At 37.6% G+C, this 17,931-nt stretch carries 17 protein-coding genes, 2 tRNA genes and 1 pseudogene; 16 read left to right on the top strand and 4 right to left on the bottom strand.

Annotated features, from left to right (window positions below):
• The 4 genes from JO40_RS10490 to JO40_RS10505 all read left to right on the top strand — a co-directional run bounded on the left by JO40_RS10490 (position 1) and on the right by JO40_RS10505 (position 4,551).
• Complete coding sequence (locus tag JO40_RS10490) at positions 1-267, top strand: HPr family phosphocarrier protein (RefSeq protein ID WP_044979296.1); 267 nt, start codon at positions 1-3, stop codon at positions 265-267.
• Between the two features lie 29 nt (positions 268-296).
• Positions 297-1,655 (top strand): TldD/PmbA family protein, encoded by a 1,359-nt coding sequence (locus JO40_RS10495; protein ID WP_245608857.1) that lies wholly within the window; start codon positions 297-299, stop codon positions 1,653-1,655.
• Between the two features lie 24 nt (positions 1,656-1,679).
• A complete protein-coding gene (locus tag JO40_RS10500; RefSeq protein ID WP_044979297.1) occupies positions 1,680-2,987 on the top strand; it encodes a TldD/PmbA family protein in 1,308 nt (435 codons plus the stop codon).
• 100 nt (positions 2,988-3,087) lie between these two features.
• Complete coding sequence (locus tag JO40_RS10505) at positions 3,088-4,551, top strand: hypothetical protein (protein ID WP_044979298.1); 1,464 nt, start codon at positions 3,088-3,090, stop codon at positions 4,549-4,551.
• Between the two features lie 2 nt (positions 4,552-4,553).
• Here the strand turns inward: JO40_RS10505 and JO40_RS10510 are convergent, their stop codons facing one another.
• From JO40_RS10510 to JO40_RS10525, 4 genes are read right to left on the bottom strand one after another with little or no spacing between them, the layout of a single operon-like run.
• Complete coding sequence (locus tag JO40_RS10510) at positions 4,554-5,039, bottom strand: SoxR reducing system RseC family protein (RefSeq protein ID WP_044979299.1); 486 nt, start codon at positions 5,037-5,039, stop codon at positions 4,554-4,556.
• Positions 5,021-5,824 carry a TIGR00282 family metallophosphoesterase gene (locus tag JO40_RS10515; RefSeq protein ID WP_044979301.1) on the bottom strand — a complete coding sequence of 268 codons (804 nt, stop codon included), beginning with the start codon at positions 5,822-5,824 and terminating at the stop codon, positions 5,021-5,023. The genes JO40_RS10510 and JO40_RS10515 overlap by 19 nt, the downstream gene beginning before the upstream one ends.
• 3 nt (positions 5,825-5,827) lie before the next feature.
• Positions 5,828-6,352 carry a tetratricopeptide repeat protein gene (locus JO40_RS10520; RefSeq protein WP_002671188.1) on the bottom strand — a complete coding sequence of 175 codons (525 nt, stop codon included), beginning with the start codon at positions 6,350-6,352 and terminating at the stop codon, positions 5,828-5,830.
• A 3-nt stretch (positions 6,353-6,355) separates the two neighbouring features.
• Positions 6,356-7,390, bottom strand: a complete 1,035-nt coding sequence (locus tag JO40_RS10525) for a polyprenyl synthetase family protein (protein ID WP_044979302.1) — start codon at positions 7,388-7,390, stop codon at positions 6,356-6,358.
• Positions 7,391-7,569: 179 nt separating this feature from the next.
• Between JO40_RS10525 and ligA the strand changes: the two are divergent.
• The 12 genes and pseudogenes from ligA to JO40_RS10585 all read left to right on the top strand — a co-directional run bounded on the left by ligA (position 7,570) and on the right by JO40_RS10585 (position 17,855).
• Positions 7,570-9,490: pseudogene (gene ligA, locus JO40_RS10530) on the top strand (NAD-dependent DNA ligase LigA).
• Between the two features lie 2 nt (positions 9,491-9,492).
• Positions 9,493-10,095: a hypothetical protein gene (locus JO40_RS10535; RefSeq protein ID WP_044979303.1), complete on the top strand. Its 603-nt coding sequence runs from the start codon at positions 9,493-9,495 to the stop codon at positions 10,093-10,095.
• 140 nt (positions 10,096-10,235) lie between these two features.
• A tRNA-Thr gene (locus JO40_RS10540) sits at positions 10,236-10,310 on the top strand.
• Between the two features lie 6 nt (positions 10,311-10,316).
• Positions 10,317-10,398, top strand: a tRNA-Tyr gene (locus JO40_RS10545).
• Between the two features lie 74 nt (positions 10,399-10,472).
• The gene (locus tag JO40_RS10550; RefSeq protein ID WP_044979803.1) at positions 10,473-10,919 is read left to right on the top strand and encodes a YkgJ family cysteine cluster protein; all 447 of its coding nucleotides are present in this window, start codon (positions 10,473-10,475) and stop codon (positions 10,917-10,919) included.
• A 29-nt stretch (positions 10,920-10,948) separates the two neighbouring features.
• Positions 10,949-11,911: an MBL fold metallo-hydrolase gene (locus JO40_RS10555; RefSeq protein ID WP_044979304.1), complete on the top strand. Its 963-nt coding sequence runs from the start codon at positions 10,949-10,951 to the stop codon at positions 11,909-11,911.
• Positions 11,908-12,099: a hypothetical protein gene (locus tag JO40_RS10560; protein ID WP_044979305.1), complete on the top strand. Its 192-nt coding sequence runs from the start codon at positions 11,908-11,910 to the stop codon at positions 12,097-12,099. Before JO40_RS10555 ends, JO40_RS10560 begins: the two co-directional genes overlap by 4 nt.
• Positions 12,100-12,145: 46 nt before the next feature.
• On the top strand, positions 12,146-13,174 hold the full coding sequence (gene mltG / locus JO40_RS10565) for an endolytic transglycosylase MltG (RefSeq protein WP_044979306.1): 1,029 nt from the start codon (positions 12,146-12,148) through the stop codon (positions 13,172-13,174).
• A 75-nt stretch (positions 13,175-13,249) separates the two neighbouring features.
• Positions 13,250-14,362, top strand: a complete 1,113-nt coding sequence (locus JO40_RS10570) for a glycosyltransferase family 4 protein (RefSeq protein WP_044979307.1) — start codon at positions 13,250-13,252, stop codon at positions 14,360-14,362.
• 63 nt (positions 14,363-14,425) lie between these two features.
• Positions 14,426-15,028 (top strand): phosphoribosyltransferase, encoded by a 603-nt coding sequence (locus JO40_RS10575; protein WP_044979308.1) that lies wholly within the window; start codon positions 14,426-14,428, stop codon positions 15,026-15,028.
• Entirely contained in the window at positions 15,025-17,253 is a 2,229-nt protein-coding gene (locus JO40_RS10580; RefSeq protein ID WP_044979309.1) for a chitobiase/beta-hexosaminidase C-terminal domain-containing protein, read from the top strand. The genes JO40_RS10575 and JO40_RS10580 overlap by 4 nt, the downstream gene beginning before the upstream one ends.
• Complete coding sequence (locus tag JO40_RS10585; protein WP_044979310.1) at positions 17,253-17,855, top strand: ribonuclease HII; 603 nt, start codon at positions 17,253-17,255, stop codon at positions 17,853-17,855. The genes JO40_RS10580 and JO40_RS10585 overlap by 1 nt, the downstream gene beginning before the upstream one ends.
• Positions 17,856-17,931: the final 76 nt, after the last annotated feature.

Here is a 17,931-nt window from a genome sequence, read left to right on the forward strand (position 1 = left end):
ATGATTTCAAAAACCGTTAAGGTTCAAAATCGGGCAGGAATACACGCCCGCCCTGCAGCTCTTATCGCACAAAAATCGAACAATTTTTCTTCGGAGATTTTTTTATGCAAAGAAGATGCAAAAATAAATGCCAAATCGGTAATAGGCATTATTACTATGGCAGCAGCTTACGGCACGGAACTCACTCTCACTTGTGACGGCCCTGATGAGAGTGAAGCTTGTGAGGCTATTGAAACTATTTTTAACAATAAATTTGAAGAAGAATAAAATTTTTTAGTTTTTATAGGAGGTATATCATGAGATTTGATGATTTAAAAAGCCATGCAAGGCTTTTTTCGGAGTACACTGAACTTCGAATTCAAGAAAACACGGCTATGTCGGTAGCAGCCCTAAACGGTGATCTTGTAAACAATGTTCAATCCCGAAAAGCCGGAGTTTGTGCCCGCTCTTTTAAGGATGGAGTATGGGGTTTTGCCTCATCGCCTGAACTTACGGATGAAGCTATAGCCTCATCTATAAAATCGGCAAGCGAGAATGTTAAGTTTTTAGCAAAAAAAACCGGACTAGCCCAAAAGGAACTTCCGGCCTTTACGGGACAGGGCACCTATGGAAACTATGATCCTTCCAAGGATGCAGATCAAAAGGAAGCAATAGACTTTATAAAAGATCTTGAAAATTACACGGCAAAAAAATATCCCGAACTTCAATCAAGGATTTTTAGAATCTCGTCAAACGGGTCGGAAAGGCATCTTATTACATCTGATAAGGCAGATGCACACACCTATATTTCAAGAGCAAATTTAGTGATGAGCTTTAAACTCCTTTCGGAAGGACAGCCCATTGACCTCTACGATGTTTTCGGGGGATACGGCCAATTTAAAGACCTATTTGATAAACCCTGTTTTTATTATTCTAAGATAGACGAAATGGTCGAAAACCTAAAACAAAAGGCAGCCGGAGTTTATGCTAAGCCCGGTTTTCACGATGTTGTACTCGGCCCCGACCTTGCAGGCATTCTTGCCCATGAAGCAATCGGACACACCACAGAATCGGACTTTGTAATGTCCGGTTCCATTGCAGCAGACTTTATGAATAAGGAAGTAGCTACGCCATTGGTAACCCTAGTAGACTTTGCCTATGAATGTAACGGTAAAATATGCCCCGTTCCGATCTGGATAGACGATGAGGGAGTTGCCGCAAAAGATGCTGTTATAATAAAAGACGGAATTTTACGCTCGTATATGCATAACAAACAGTCGGCAGCTATCTTCAAAGTTGACCCTACAGGAAATGCCCGTGCAAACGAGTTTTCGGATGAACCCTTAGTACGTATGCGGAACACCGCCATCCTCCCCGGAAAGGATAAACTAAAGGACATGATAGCAAGCATCGACGACGGCTATTATTTTGTACGCTCATCTAACGGGCAGGCTGACTCTACGAGTGAATTTATGTTCGGCGTAGTGCTTGGCTATGAAATCAAAAACGGAAAAATCGGAAAGGCAGTAAGAGACTGCACGATAGCCGGAATTGCCTTTGATATGCTTAAAACAGTAACGATGGTAAGCGACGATATGAGTTGGAGCAATGCCGGCATGTGCGGAAAAAAAACAGCTCATCAATGTAGGAATGGGCGGGCCTGCAATCAAGTGTAAAATCGGAGTAGGAGGACGGGAATAATGAACGGATTTGATGGAATAAAACATGCAGAATTTATCTTGGATTCACTTAAAAAAGAGGGCGCAGATAAGGCGGAAGCAAGGGTTTCAAAAAGCGTAAAAAGTGAAATGAACATTGACGCAGGCCGTTTAAGCCTGTATAGGAGCACTACGGATATTTCCGTTGCAATGACATCTCTTGTCGAAACCAAAAAGGGCTATATCGCAGGAAACGATTTAACGGAAAAAACCGTAAAAGAAAATGCCGCAAAGGCAGTTTCCCTTTCACGTTCATCCGAAAAAGATGATGGAAACGATATTTCGCCTATGCAAAAACCGGAAAGCCTTTCTTACGGTGATACGGAACCCAATAACGAAAAAATGTATGAAAGGCTAAAAGAGTTTTTGGATTATACAAAATCAGCCTATCCCAACCTGCAATTAAACCAATGTATTTTGGATTTTACAAGAAGAGAACAAAACTTTGCCAACTCAAACGGAGTACGTTTTACACAAGGCTCAGGCATATATAATTTTTCTGCAATGTTCTTTGCAAAGGATGATAAGGGCACGAGCAGCTTTAACTATAGCGGAGCCGCCCACCTTAACTTAAATAAGCCATTAAAGGACTGGGGAAACCTAGATGAGATTATGAGAGAAAACTGCGAGCAAACAGTTACCCACCCTCTTTCAGGTTCCTTTACAGGCGATATAGTAATAACGCCGATGAGTATGATAGATTTTGTAAGTACAATGATGGGACTCTTTATGGGGGACATGCCCCTAATTACAGGAACCTCCATTTGGAAGGATAAATTAAACCAAAAAGTATTATCGGATTTATTTACCCTGCATTCCTTTCCGCGAAAACCTGCCGGTATGGAACTTGAAAGCCTTTACACTGGGGACGGCTTTAAGGCTGAAAACGAAACCCTCATTGAAAGAGGTGTTTTAAAAGACTTTGTTTTGAGCCTTTACGGTTCCAAAAAAACAGGGCTTCCCCGCTGCGTATCGGGAGGAGACGGCATAATAATAGAAAGCGGAAATACGGCAAAAACCGATATGATTAAGAATGTTAAAAAGGGAATTTTACTCGGCCGTTTTTCAGGCGGAAACCCTGCCGCAAACGGAGACTTTTCAGGTGTTGCAAAAAACTCCTACCTCATCGAAAACGGAAAAATTGCAAAGCCTATTTCCGAAACGATGATAGCAGGAAATATCGTAAAGGTTTTCAGCGATATAATTTCCGTTTCAAAAGAAAGAGTAGACTACGGAAACGCAATAGTTCCATGGATACATTCTACAGGTATAACTATTTCGGGAAAATAAGCGGTTAAATTTCCATATGAGGCAATTTTGCTCTCCCTGTCAGAGCTAATTTTTATATCCTCCAAGTTAAGTTAAGTTCCCTATCAATTTATCCGATACTATGAACATGGGCAGGCTTAGCATAAACTTTAAAAGATATATTTGTATTTTGTTTTTTTCTCTTTCGTTTTTTGCCGTTTATCCTGATGATGAGATTAAGGAGTCATATGACAGCGAATTTTTAAAGGCTGATGAGGGGCTTATTCCTCTTGTTCCTTTAGATCGAGTGCCCGATTCCGCCTTGGTTAGAAGGGATATTGCAAGATCATGGCTTTTAGATGCTCCTGAAGAAATTGCTTCTAAACATTTACACATTGAAGCGGATTCTGCCGGGAACCTTTTTAAAATAAGATCAGTATATCTAAAAGAAAAAAATCTCCTTGCCGTAGTTATAAGTCCAATAGATACCGAGTTTTCAAACCTCGAAAAGGTTCCACAAGGGACATGGATTTTATACAGAAATTATGAAACCGGAGCACCCGACTGTATTAGAATTTATCCGCGTGAAAATCCCGAACTTTATTTAAACATAAGGCCTTCATCATCAAAAGATAAATCTCTTATAAGTATTTGCCTTTTTAATACTTATGTCAGAAAAGATATTTCCGTAGGTGTTCCTTTTGAGAGTTTATATTATTTACCGCTTTTAAAATTAAGGGACATTACAAAGGATATGCTTCCTTGGGACATCTTCAATCCGCCGATTTTTTATAACGGTGTGGAAGCGGCTTCAGATACGATTAGGGACAGATTAAACACCTTGGTTTATATCGAAGACGGAGCCTTTGATGAATTCGGAAAGCCTGTCCATTTAAGGGACGGGAAAGCTCAAACTGAGGATGATATTGTTAAAGCCATTCGGCCCGATCAGAGGCTTAAAGACATAAAGGGCGGAGTAAACTGTTCAGGTTTTGCCAAATGGATAGTAGACGGGATGATTAGGCCAATAGCAGGGCAGGGTATCTTTATTAAAAGCCTTAAAACCGAAACCGATGTGCCTGATACTTATTTTACTAAGCCCTACAAAGAAAGAGAACTCTATTTCGGCCTTGAGTGGATACGTAATCTGGCTGCTGCAGCTTTAAGTTTAAATGTAAAGCGCACTGTAAAGTCGATAGGTTCCGGCGTTGACGTTACGATTGAACCCTTTGCTCTTGTGCCTCCCATAAAGCAAAAGAATGTAAAAGAAGATTTTGCTTCGTTTAAGGGATATGAAAAAACTGCGGGTTATCAGACTTCTTATTTGCAAGCCCTCCTTTATTATCTTGCTATAAGCGAGCCGGGACATTTTTATTTGGGAGCAGTAAGTCGTGCTGTAAGCTCGGAAAAAGGAAATCCGCCTCTTAGGCAATATCATCATATTGCAGCCTTTTTCCCTTATTTTGACGTTTTCGGCAATTTTCATATTGATGTGTATGAAAGCGGAGAAGAAACTTCAATAGAGCAGTTTATGAGCTTGAACTCTGATGCCTTTACAGCCTTGGTCAGAATCAGGGCTCCTCAACCCGGAGTATTTAACCCGTAAAATTAACCGCTTATCACTTGAGGCAGTGCCTTATCTCCCATTTTATTTTTTAATAAAAAGGCTAGGGCACTTCCCGTTAAAAGCCCTAAAAAAAGGCCTCCTACAACGGCTTTTTCGGTATAAAAAATAAAGTAGGAACTCAAACTGAAAACAAAGGCTAAAAGTATTGGAAGAATAACCGAAGAAATGGTTTGAATTCTTGTTTGGGATTCCTTAATTTCTACAATAACTAAGTCTCCTTTTTTTAAATTTTTCCCGCTATTGTTTAAGGCCGTAATCTTATTTCCGCTGACAGCAAAAAGCCCCTTTTCCTTATTTTTGCCGGCAAAACCGCAGCCTCCGCAGGTTGCACAGCTTTTTACTGTGTAGCAATCTTTTTGTTTTATGGAACAGGCGTTTTCGGTTTTTGAATTATCCAAATCTATGTTTATCTTTTCTACATTGTTTTTATCAGTCCAAACTGACGTAACTATTCCGTGTCTTTGCAAAGTTCCGACTCCTCAAAAATTCTTTTTATTTCTATCGCTTTTCCCTTATCATCGGTTTTGACAAAAACGCCTTGAAGAACGGGGCGTGCCCAAGCGTCTTTTCCGAAATCGGGAAGGCAGGTGCGGTACTCTCTTATCTTATCTTCAATTGCGTATCCGCCGACCGAATTAAGGCTTCCTGTTCTGCCTGCATCCGTTATATAAGCGGTTTTATTTTCTAAAATACACTCATCGGCTGTTTGCACCCTTGTTCCTGAGCCGATTATGGCTGAAATCTTACCTGAAAGTAAAAAGCCAAGTGCCTGTTTTTCGGCAGTTGCAAAAGAGGAAAAGTCTAAAAAGATTATGTCCGATTCTTCTTTTAATCGGGAAACAAGTTTTTCGGTTTCAGTAAATGGATTTTCAGCCATTATTTTATGATGCCCTATTCTGCCTATGGCTGAAATGACGGCTATTTTCTTGTTCGGCTTTAAATTGAAAATCTTCCACCCATTACCGGGAGATTCCGACGGCAAATTAAAAGGACGTAAAACATGGGGTGTTTTAGGAAGGTCATCCACAAGGTCTTTTTTTTGAAAGATTAAATCTCCTGAAGTGATACAGTCGATGCCTAATTTTTTTAAGTAGACGGCATGCTGTTTTCCAAGCCCTCCCGAGCCTGTAGCCGAATTTGCATTAGCAATAACAAAATCGGCCTTGTATTTTTCTTTTAAATTTGAAAGTTGTGTTTTTACAAGCCATACACCGGCCTTGCCTGTAATCTCGGCAATATATAAAATATTCATTATTTATTCTTGATAATCCATCTCTTTTAAAATTTTATTGCATCTTTCGGCCAAATCGTTCATTCCCAATTCAAGATATGTATCACGCAAGTTAAAAACCGCATCCCCCATTTCAGGGTCAAGTGTAACGGCCGATTCAAAGGCTCTCCGTGCAGCCCTATAGTTTTCCTTATTAAACAAAACCGTTCCGTAATTATTCCAAACCCTTCCGTTTTCGGGCTCCAATTTTATAGCACTTTCAAAAGCTCTTTCTGCCTGATCGATGTCTCCCGTTTCAAATAAAACAAGCCCTAATGAATCCCAAGCGTCAGCCTCATAGGGATTGTATTTTAAGGATTGAAAAAGGGCAAACTTACTGTCGTTTTGTCTTTTAGCGGCATAGTAGCTCAAACCTAGGTTGAGCCACATCAGGCTGTTATCGGGTTCAAGGGCAAGCCCTTTTTTTAAGCAGGCTATAGCTTCATTGTGAAAGCCCTGCATAGACATGCTCACTCCCGTATCGTTAAAAAATTGAGCCGATTCTTGCATTTTCTACCTCAATATCGTGTTAAACAAATCGAAGATAAGTTCTTTTGCTTCGTTTTGTTTGTAATTATTTTGAAGCTTTATCAATGAAGCTTCTACAATCTTTTTGCCGTAATCTTCTGCCCTTTTTACAGCCTTTGAAGAACAAATAGCCGAAATCGAGGCTTCGACTGCTGGAGATTCTATGCCTTCCTTTGCAGCCTGTTTAAATAAAAGCTTTATTTTTTCGGCACCTTTAGGATTTTCTTCCGTATAAAAAATTAGAGGAAGGCTTTTTTTGCCTTCAACTATGTCATCGCCCCGCCTTTTACCGGTGTTGCCTTCGGTAATATTTTTTACATCATCTAAGATCTGAAAACCTATACCCATATCGGTCATAAGTTTTCCGTATTCTATAACCTCATTTATAGGTTTACCGGCAGCTATAAAGCCTAATTCTCCTGCCAACTTTGCAAGAGAGCCCGTTTTTAGGCTTATCATAGTTATGTATTCGTCGACTGACGGAATTATATCGGGATTTGAATGCCAGCCTATGTCCATAGACTGCCCTAAATGGAGCCTTCTTAAATTTTGCGAGTAAAGCGAGTATATTTCGGCCCTTACGGATTCTGAAACTTCATAATTTATCAGGGGATTAAGGGCTTCAAAATAAAGCCATGAGGCGGAATTTAAAGCCGTATCAAGCCCGTATTTTATGTGAGCCGCGGGAGCCCCTCTGCGGGTATCGGATTTATCCTCTATATCGTCATGGACGAGGCTTGCCGTATGACAAAATTCGATGAGGGGGGTAAGGGGGTAGGCTCTTTCGGGATCGCCTTCTGCAAGTTCGCATGAAAGAACGCATAGAAGGGGCCTCCACCTTTTTCCTCCGCGTTTTACCAAATCCCTTACAGGATTGATGATATTCAAAAAAAAGCCGTCCGGCAAGCCGTAAGCTAATTCGCCGAAACTTTGAGAAATCCACGAAGAAGTTATTTTTTCAGGCAAAAAACAATCGAGAGTTTTTTCTATATGTTCAAGCCTATTTTTTAATTCCATCATCTTTTCACAATATATCACAAAAATGGAAAATTGGCAATCTATATTAAATTATACTTTATTTTTACATATCAAAAATTTTTACATTCTTGGGGAGTTTAAAATATCGGTATCTACATCTTTTATAATTCTTAAATTTATGCTATGCTGAAAACAGTTATGTTACCAGAAAAAGAAAAAAAATTTTAGACCTTGAAAAGACCATAAAAAACATCAAGACCTTTATTATAATGCCCAGCCTGAAATTTCGGATGCGGAATTCGATGCTCTTTGGGATGAATTAAAATCCTTAGACCCTCAAAATAAACTTTTTTTACGGTTCCGCTGGAATCGACCGAGGGCTTTGCAAAATCTGAGCACATTATTCCTATGGGAAGTCAGGAAAAGGCTGCCGATCCGCCTTCCTTTGAAGCTTGGGCCTTAAAGATGCCCTTTAAAGAATATATCGTGCAATATAAAATGGACGGAGCAAGCCTTGAACTTCAATACGAAGAAGGGCAGTTCGTGCGTGCCGTTACCAGAGGCGACGGAAAAATCGGGGATGATATAACCGAGAATGTGCTCAAAATGAAAGGGCTGATAAAAGACATTACTGTAAATATGGGACATGCCGCCGATGGAGCGAAAGCATTTTCGGGCGGAATAAGGTGCGAGGTTATAATGCTCCGTTCCGTTCATCAAAAGTACTTTAAGGATAAGGCCAATTGCCGAAATGCCGCAAACGGGCTTATGAAAAAAAAGAACGGAGAATTGTGCGAGCACCTAAACCTCTTTGCCTATGATGCCGTTCAAGGAAGTATAGGAAGTCCCTTTACAGGAGAAGCTCCCTTTAAAACCGAGTCCGAAAAACTCATCTGGCTTAAAGAAGCGGGTTTTAATTGTGTTGAAGTAAAATACTGTAAAAGCATTGATGAGGTAATAGAATATAGGGCTCATGTTATGGATATCCGCCCTTCATTGGACTATGACATAGACGGCCTCGTAATCAAAAACGATACAATCGATCCTGATGACATGAAAAGAGCCCGCCCCGAAAAACAAATAGCCTTTAAATTCAGCTTGGAAGAAGCTATTACCGTTCTAAAAGAAATCGAATGGAGCGAATCGGGGGCTACCTATACGCCCATAGCCCTTATCGAGCCTGTACGCATTGCCGGTACTACGGTAAAAAGAGCGAGCCTTGCAAACCCGAACATAATCAAGGCTTTAAACTTGAAAATAGGAAGCAGGGTAGTGGTAACCAAGAGGGGAGAGATAATTCCTAAGATAGAAGCCCTTGTAGAAAATCCTCAGGATGTTAAAGAAATAGAATATCCTGCAGTCTGTTCCGTCTGCGGAACCCCTCTTACTAATGAGGGATCAAGGCTTTATTGTCCTAATATGAGCTGTCCTAAACTTATTCATCACCGAATCGAAAAATGGATAAGCGTTCTTGACATAAGGGATTTCGGTATTACCCTCATAAAAAGGCTTTTTGAGATGGGACGGGTTAATTCAATCACCGATTTATATACCCTCACTGTCGAAGAATTAGCAGGCTTAGACCGTATGGGAAAGCTCTCTGCAGAAAAGGTCTATAAGGCTCTCCATTCCAAAAAAGAAATAAGTTTAACTGAATTTATTGCCGGCTTCGATATTGAGGGAATCGGTGAAACAATGGTCGAAAAGCTTGAAGAAGCGGGTTTTGATGATTTGGATAAAATCCTTGCAGCCTCGGAAGCCGACTTTGCAAATGTCTACCAGTTCGGTCAAGTCCTCTCCCATACTTTGGTAACCAATCTTTCAGTCTTAAAAGATGAAATGACAGGATTGATAGATAAGGGGTTTATAAAAATTAAACTTCCGCTTACCTCAGAAGAAGGTGCCGTTTTAAAGGGTATGAGTTTTTGCTTTACAGGAGAACTTAACACGATGAAAAGGTCTCAGGCTGAAGCCTTGGTGAAGGAAAAGGGCGGAACGGTAAAATCCTCTGTTATAAAGGGCTTAAGTTATCTTGTAACCAATACGCCTGATTCCGGTTCATCTAAAAACAAAAAAGCCCAAGAATTAGGAACCGCTATCATAACCGAAGAGGCTTTTTTAAAACTTATTGGGAAGGAATAGCCTTGTTAAAGAGAAAAAAAAGATTTTTAATTATTTTTTTATCCGTCTCATCCCTGTTTTTTATAATTTTTGGGTCGGTAAGTTTTTATAATTATAAACTAGGCTATATCAAGCAAAAGCTTTCCAAATCAAATTTAGATATTCATAATACGGGAACGGTAATAAAAACATTCGGACAAAATACCGAGACAGTCAGTGCCGTTATTTCTTTTTTTACTCCGAGAGGATATCTTATAAACAGCTATGAAAGAGCTTGGCACGGATGGGAGCTTAATCTTGAATGTGTAGTTTTTACTTTTAAATCAGGTTCAGTAGTATTTCCGTATCGGCTTTTTTCTAATGAATCAAAGTACGGTACCGGCGTAAAACTTTTCGATTACTATAACCGAAAGGGGTATCCTGCAATTTACGATTATTCTTTTTTTTCGGATGAAGAGAAGTCTCTTATAAAAACGCTATATAAGTATACTATGTTTTCGCCCTATCTTTTAAAAGTTTTTTCATATGTAAATATAAAAACCGTAAGTTTACGTAATTTTAGGCCGGATACGGAATACCTTTTATATGCCGGTTCCGATGGGGAAATCAAATTTATAAAAAATTAAATCAGAAAAGCTTTAAAAACCTTAGTTTTTGATAACCGTACTCAAAATTATCTTAAAAATTTCCTTTAAAATCCATTAAAACCAGTTAAAACCTATTGACAAAATTCGGTATATAGAGTAAAGTCTTCTTCGTTGTCTATGCCAACTTAGCTCAGCTGGTCCAGAGCACGTGATTTGTAATCTCGGGGTCTAGGGTTCGAATCCCTAAGTTGGCTTTTTATGGGGAGTTTCCCGAGCGGTCAAAGGGGGCAGACTGTAAATCTGTTGGCTATGCCTTCCAAGGTCCGAATCCTTGACTCCCCATTTTAGGGATTGTTTTAAATCTTTTGATAAAAAAGAGCTTGAAACAATCCCTTTTTTGTTTTATACTATTGGATATGGATAATAAATTCTGGAAAGACGGTTTAAAATTTTCATGTACAAGATGTTCGGCCTGTTGCCGATTTGATCCGGGATTTGTGTTTTTGTCCGAAAATGACCTTTCGAGATTATTAGAGTGGAATTATATGCCGAAAGATGAATTTATAAAAGTATATTGCCGCTGGGTTCCCAAGGATGACGGTTTTGAGTACCTATCCTTAAAAGAAAAATCCAATTATGACTGTATACTTTGGGATCAGGGATGTAAGGCTTATACTGCCAGACCTAGACAATGTTCGGATTTTCCGTTTTGGAATTCGATTTTAAGTTCAAAGGATATGTGGGATATAAATGCCCGATACTGTCCCGGTATGGGAAAGGGTGAATTTTATTCTGCCGAAAAAATTGAAAAGATTCTTACAAGGAGAAAAGCTGAACCTTGTATTAAACGAAGAGTAGAGTAAAATTTTAAGGAAGAATTTTTGGAGTATTTATGCTTGTAAAATTTTGGGGTGTTAGGGGGTCTCTTCCGGCTCCTCTTACACCGTCTCAAGTTCAAAGTAAAATTGCAGCTGTAGTTCAAAGGATAACTCTAAAAGACATCGAAAGTCAGGATTCAAGGGAGCGTTTTTTAGCCTCTCTTCCAAAATGGCTCTTCGGTACAATAGGTTCCAATACATCCTGTGTCGAGGTTGAAACCAAAGACGGTGAACATTTGATTTTTGATGCAGGAACGGGAATAAGGGAGTTGGGAATTGATTTAATGAAGAGGCCTGACTACGGAAAAAACAGAACCTATCATTTATTTTTTTCTCACTTTCATTGGGATCATATTCAAGGTCTTCCTTTTTTTAATCCGGCCTTCGATCCTCAAAATAAAATTATAGTATACAGTACCCGAAAAAAAGCAAAAGAATTTTTAGAAGATCAAATGAAATACCCGTATTTTCCTATTTCGATGCTTGGGGAGGACGGCTTCGGTGCTTCCTTTGAGTTTAAATATATTGAGCCTGATCAAAAATATGTTGAAATTGGAGATACTAAGATAGGCTGGCACAGAGTACGTCATCCGGGAGGTTGTACCGCCTATTCTATAATCGAAAACGGGAAAAAAATAATTTATTCTACAGATACTGAACTTCGTCCGCGGGATTTTGAACGTAATGAACAAAATGCCGAATTTTATACCGATGCAGAGATGTTGATAATAGATGCTCAGTACACCCTTACCGATTCAATTCTAAAAGAAGGTTGGGGACACTCTACTTTTTCCGTTGCAATCGATTTTGCGGCCGGCTGGAATATAAAAAGTATAGCTCTTTTTCATCATGAACCTACATATAAGGATAAAAAAGTCTTTTCTCTAAAGCAGACCGCTGACTGGTACAGAGATTGTTCCAGTGCGCCCGATATCGAAATTTTTATAGCTCAAGAAGGAGCATCGTTTTTAATATGATTGAAACCGAATTACCGTCATATATTTTTTCAGATGATGAATTAAAATACTTGGCTCTTTATTTTAGAAAAAATGCCGATTCTATCCCTAAGGTATTGGAGAGGCTTTCGGAATTTGCCGAATCTTATGTTTACAGGAAAATGACTATAGGAGAAGCAGAGGCTTTCTTTGAAAGAACCGGTTTATAATAAAACCGTTTTATTATAAACCGATTTATAATAAAAAAGGAATTTTATGAAAAATAAATCAAAGATTATCATTATAATTTTATGTATTTCCGCCTGTCTAATTTTTGCCGGTACTGTATTTTTGGTTTTAGGACTGAATAATCCCCCTTTAGAATTTTTAGAATCCGTTGTTACATTTAAGGTAAACCGCGGTGCTGCCGCAAAAACGGTTATAAGCGATTTAAAAGCTAAAAATCTTATACGTTCGGAGCTTTATGCTTATGCTTATCTTAGGCTTAAAAAACTTAATATAAAAGCCGGCACATATCAAATAAAGCCCGAAATGACGACACGGGATATTTTGCATAAACTTACCGAAGGTTCTCAAGCCCTTAAAAAACTTACCATTCCTGAGGGCTTAACTCTAAAAAAAACAGCTCAGCTTTTCGAAAATACCGGTCTTATAAAAGCTGAAGACTTTATTGCAATAACTACTGATCCGGAATTTTTAGAAAAAAACGGAATTAACGCAAAAACGGCCGAAGGTTTTTTATATCCCGATACCTATTTTTTCGGAGAGGAAGACACTCCTGAGATGATGATAAAAATGATTATAAAAACTTTTTTTGAAAAAACTTCATCTATTCCGAATTTTCCTAAAGATTTTTCAGAAATTTATAAAAAAGTAATTTTAGCCAGCATCATTGAAAGAGAATATCAGCTTCCTGAAGAAGCTCCCATAATTTCAAGTGTTTTTACCAATAGACTTAAAATAAACATGGGACTTCAATCATGTGCAACCGTTGAATACATAATTACCGAAATTAAAAACAAAAAACATCCTAAACGTCTTTTTTATGAAGATTTGGAAATTGAAAGTCCTTATAATACCTACATACATGCGGGTCTTCCGCCGGGGCCTATTTCCAATCCCGGCCTTACTGCTTTAAACGCGGCGTGTAATCCTGAAAGTACGGATTATTTTTATTTTAGACTGATAGACCCTGATACCGGAAAGCATATTTTTACAAAAACTATAAGTGAGCATAATAAGGCCGGCGATACATTATTGCTAAAAAAAGCGGCGGGACAATAAAACTTAAAAATTTATGTACTTGTAGAATAAAATTATCATTTATGATATAATTGTTCATGTTCGGAGGAATTTATTTTGAAAATTGGAGTTGATGCGTTCGGATGTGATCACGGCCGCTCAGGTATAGGCTCTTATATACTGTCCATTGTAAAAAATTTGCCTAAAAATGATTACGAATTCGAGCTTTTTGGTCCCGAACTTGATAAGTATACATATACATCCGATATAGATTATGTTTCTTTTACAGGAATAGATATTTCCGATACAAGACTTTCGGAAAAATTTTGGCATTTTAAAAACTTAAACTCCTTTATAAAAAAACAAAGGTATGAGGCCGTAATTTATCCTTCTGGGGTAGAACTTTTACCGCCTGCGTTTACGGTTCCGTCTATTTTGGTTATTCAAGGCCTTTTATCTGCAGACTTAGGAGCTATTGCAAAAATGGGATTAAAAAGAACCCTAAAAAATGCTTTAGGGATAATAAGTCCTACGGAATATATTAAAAAAGATTTGGCAAAATTCGGTGTTCCTGATTCATGCATAAAAGTAATATACAACGGTATTGATAGCTCCCTCTTTAAGCCTATTACAAATTATGAAGACAGGGTCTTAATACAACCCTTTGCAATTCAAAGGCCTTATATAATTTATGCCTCCCGCATGACTCATGAACAAAAGTGTCATGTAGAGTTAATAAAGGCCTTTGCCTTATTTAAAAAAGAAACAGGTTCTTCTCATCGCCTGGTAATTGCAGGTTCTGACGGAAATAATTCCGAGTCTGTTCATAATGCTGTATTACAATCGGGGTTTTCTTCGGATATTTTACTTACAGGTTATTTTCCCCATGAAAGTCTTCCCCAGCTTTATTCCTCAGCAGACCTTTGCGTGTTTCCTTCTATGATCGAAGGAGTCGGTCTACCCATTATTGAGGCCATGGCCTGCGGTGTTCCGGTTGCTTGTGCAAAAGCGGGAGCTCTTCCCGAAATTGCAGGAGATTCGGCATTATTTTTTGACTCAAAAAAACCGGAAGAAATTGCAAAAGCTATTTCTTCTTTAATCGATTGTGATAAAAATGCAGTAAAGCGAAAAGAAATGATAGAAAAAGGCCTTAACTGGGTAAAACAATATAATTGGGAAACTACAGCACATCAGACTGTAGAGTACATAGATTCTCTTTTAAAAAAATAACTAAAAACTATATTGAAAAATATGCAGTAATATGATACAATTTTAAAATATAACGAGAATCTTATGAAAGAGTTTTTAACCTATAACACTGTAAGAGATAACGGTCTCATCCTTGCAAGAAAAATGTATGATGAAAAATATATTCCCGACATTATCTATGCCTCTATGAGGGGCGGAGCTTATTTAGCTAATGTAATAAGCGAATTTTTTAAAATTGCCTATAAAGATGAAAAAAAAATTTTATATTCCACGGTTGTTGCTCACTCATATTCAGGTGTGCATGATAATACGGATGTTATACTTGACGGTTGGACATTTCCTCCAAGTAAGTTAAAACCCGATGCTTCTGTTTTATTGGTAGACGATATTTTTGATTCCGGAGCAACGGTAAATTATCTTGTAACGGATTTGGTTAAACAGGGATTAAAAAGAAAAAATATAAAAATTGCAGTCCATGATTATAAATACTTTCATAATAAAAAGGAACAGTATGAGCATCATCCCGATTATTGGTGCCGAAAACATGACATCTACACCGAAAAAGATAATTTATGGATTCATTATATGAGCCATGAATTAGTCGGTCTTTCGAATGAAGAACTGGAAGAAAATTATTATTCAAAAAATCCTGCTTTAAGAGATGTATTTAAAGGAATAATCAATTGAAAAAAGTTAAGATTCATTTCATCTTAAAATTAGGCTTTGTTATAGCGGCATTTAGTTTTTTTGTTTTAGATTTAAATTGCTATGAATCGGATGAACTTGAAATAAAACAATATTATAAAAAAGACGGTGTAAGCCTTGACATAAAATATCCTGATAATGAGGAAGAATCTCTTTCCGTTTTTTGTAGAGCTTTTAATCCGGTTACTAATTTATATTCAAATTTTAAATTAAAAAAAGGAGAAAGTCCGTTTTTTCCTTTCGGTACGGAGCTATGTGTTTGGGCGCAAAGAGCATCAGGCAAAATGACGAGACCGGTTCATTTGATTGCTGAGCCCTTAGAAGAAAAAAAACTTTTAAATGTTTTAAGCCCTCAGGCTGGAACTTGGAATGAGATTCAACAACTTATAATTCAATCCCCGCCTAGGACACAAATTATATATTCTATTGACGGAACTGATCCTTTGGAATTCGGCCTTATGTATACGGGGCCTATAATCATTGAAAAAGAAGGAAAAATAGAGCTTAGAATAAAAGCAGTAACGGAATCGGGAACTATTACCGAAAAGGTAATAAAATATGAAGTATCCCCTGACGGCCTTCCGTCTCCTAAAATATCTAAGGCGGCCGTAAACGCCTCCGTAAAGGCAGCCTTAAATGAAGAACCTGAGCAAGACCTTGAGTACAATATTTTAAATTGGTATTTTTTGGAATTTGCTTCCGATGATCCTGTTTATTATTTAATAAAAGAAATAAACGAAGACTCACTCCCCGATGTGTCTCAGCTTTTAAACATTTATGACGGTCCTATTTTTATTGATAGAACTCAAGATACTATGATATACTGGGCAAAAGAAAATGAAGAAAATGTAAATAAAATATTTTTGCCTAAAAAACCTATATTATACTCAGTTCCAAAGTTACCTGTAAATAGAAATATTGAGCTTAAATTTGATGATGAGCGTTATACTTATTTTTTTGAAGTCGGAGACGGCAATACTTATCTTTATCCCGATGAAGATTCTTCTCGATTCGAAAAAGAAGCTTCCCATACCTTCGATGTTGGAATAAAAGAAGAACGTTTTTTTGACGTTAAAATAAGAGCTTTCTATGATGGTCTCTTTCATGGAGAGTTTAAAACTGCCTTTACTATAGACAAGCTGCCTCCCGAAAAACCTGAAGTTTCCTTTACTCCTTTATTATCTCCGACAAATTCGGATGTAAAAATAAAAATTAAATCCGCATCCGGTGCAAAAACAGTAGTTGAAATTGAGCCTCCCATTTTTACCTCATCCTCGGAGGACGAGATTGTTTTAACCGGTTCTGTAGGTGAAAAAACAGCTTATTCCGTAAATATTTATAGTAAGGATGAGGCAGGTAATAAGAGTGCAAACATTATAAAGGAATTTGTAATAGATAAAAATGCCGTATATGTAGATACTAATTATAAAGGTAAAAATTCTGACGGAAATCTTTCAAAACCGTTTTCCTCTATTTATGAGGCTGTAGATTATATAAATAAAGCATCTATTTTACAAAAAAACAAGATAAGTTCCGAAAAATGGAAAATATATGTAAGAGGTGATTGTATTTTAAATGATGCGGTTCTTATAACAAGAAATATTAAAATTGAGTCCGTAGGTCAAAAGACTTCAATTCATTTTTCAAAAAATTCAGGTTTTGTTGTAATAGGTGCAAATTTTGAAATTGAAAACTGTAATCTTTTTAGAAGGGAAAGAACGGAAGAACAGCGTGATGTCCCTATAATTTATGCCGATAAGGCAAGTATAAAACTTAATAACGTAAGCCTTCAAGCCTTTGAAGGCGGGACTGTTCTAAGTTCTTTTTATTCTCATTTGGATATATCGGATACCAAGATAATTTCGGAACAGACAAAGCACTGCCTTATATTTAACCTAAATAATTCTTCAGCTGTTTTTCAAAATACGGATTTTACAGGAAAAGGCTTTTCGGTTGCAGCGATTTCCGCTTCAAATTCGACTATTGAGCTTGATAATCTAAACGCCTCTCTTAGTCCGAATTTTACTGCAAGATTTTTAGAGGCTTGGAATTCCGAAATATCTTTAGGAAAGCTTAATCTTATCCGTTTGCCTGAAGAGACTGCAAATAAGGATACCGCTGTTTGGTATAATAAGAATTCAAGAATGGATATTAAATATAAACCCATTGTCAGAGGATTTTCAAAATCAATTGAGAGAGAGCCGTAATGTTATGCGGTATAGACGAGGCGGGAAGAGGCCCTCTTGCAGGCCCCGTTACGGCAGCCGCCGTTATCCTCCCAAAAGACTTTGATGTTTCAATTTTAAAAGATTCAAAAAAACTGACAGAAAAAAAAAGAGAAGCCGTGCGTAAAACCATATATGCCGACCCAAATGTTCTTTGGTCTATAGGCTGGGCATCAAATCAAGAAATAGATGAGATAAATATCTTGCAGGCAACTTTTTTGGCAATGGAAAGAGCTTATGAAGGCCTTTATTTAAAACTTCAAGAATTCTGTAAACTAAATAATTATAAATTTATAGAACCGGATATTATTGTTGACGGTAATTCCATTCCCGGTATTAAAAATTGTTCTTCGATTAAGGCTCTGGTAAAGGCTGATGACTCCGTGTATGAGGTTATGGCTGCTTCTATTTTAGCAAAGACTGCAAGGGACAAAATGATGATGCGCTATTCTTGGCTTTACCCGGAATACGGGTACGAAAAACACAAGGGATATGGTACAAAAAAACATATAGAAGCCGTCAGAATTTTCGGTTCAAGTCCCATTCAACGAAAATCATTTTATATAAAGAGCATAGAAAAATAAATTTTAAATTTTTTTTTAAAATTTTACTTGACAGATCTGAAAAGCTGTGTTAGCATAAATTAAAGCACATAAAAAC

It is taken from the genome of Treponema putidum, from assembly GCF_000755145.1.
GTDB lineage: Bacteria > Spirochaetota > Spirochaetia > Treponematales > Treponemataceae > Treponema_B > Treponema_B putidum.

What these genes read in the sequence shown, in the direction of transcription:
- JO40_RS10490 (WP_044979296.1), top strand. Translation starts at nt 1, where the DNA reads ATGATTTCAAAAACCGTTAAGGTTCAAAATCGGGCAGGAATACACGCC.
- JO40_RS10495 (WP_245608857.1), top strand. Translation starts at nt 297, where the DNA reads ATGAGATTTGATGATTTAAAAAGCCATGCAAGGCTTTTTTCGGAGTAC.
- JO40_RS10500 (WP_044979297.1), top strand. Translation starts at nt 1,680, where the DNA reads ATGAACGGATTTGATGGAATAAAACATGCAGAATTTATCTTGGATTCA.
- JO40_RS10505 (WP_044979298.1), top strand. Translation starts at nt 3,088, where the DNA reads ATGAACATGGGCAGGCTTAGCATAAACTTTAAAAGATATATTTGTATT.
- JO40_RS10515 (WP_044979301.1), bottom strand. Translation starts at nt 5,824, where the DNA reads ATGAATATTTTATATATTGCCGAGATTACAGGCAAGGCCGGTGTATGG.
- JO40_RS10520 (WP_002671188.1), bottom strand. Translation starts at nt 6,352, where the DNA reads ATGCAAGAATCGGCTCAATTTTTTAACGATACGGGAGTGAGCATGTCT.
- JO40_RS10525 (WP_044979302.1), bottom strand. Translation starts at nt 7,390, where the DNA reads ATGATGGAATTAAAAAATAGGCTTGAACATATAGAAAAAACTCTCGAT.
- JO40_RS10550 (WP_044979803.1), top strand. Translation starts at nt 10,473, where the DNA reads ATGGATAATAAATTCTGGAAAGACGGTTTAAAATTTTCATGTACAAGA.
- JO40_RS10555 (WP_044979304.1), top strand. Translation starts at nt 10,949, where the DNA reads ATGCTTGTAAAATTTTGGGGTGTTAGGGGGTCTCTTCCGGCTCCTCTT.
- JO40_RS10560 (WP_044979305.1), top strand. Translation starts at nt 11,908, where the DNA reads ATGATTGAAACCGAATTACCGTCATATATTTTTTCAGATGATGAATTA.
- mltG (WP_044979306.1), top strand. Translation starts at nt 12,146, where the DNA reads ATGAAAAATAAATCAAAGATTATCATTATAATTTTATGTATTTCCGCC.
- JO40_RS10575 (WP_044979308.1), top strand. Translation starts at nt 14,426, where the DNA reads ATGAAAGAGTTTTTAACCTATAACACTGTAAGAGATAACGGTCTCATC.
- JO40_RS10585 (WP_044979310.1), top strand. Translation starts at nt 17,253, where the DNA reads ATGTTATGCGGTATAGACGAGGCGGGAAGAGGCCCTCTTGCAGGCCCC.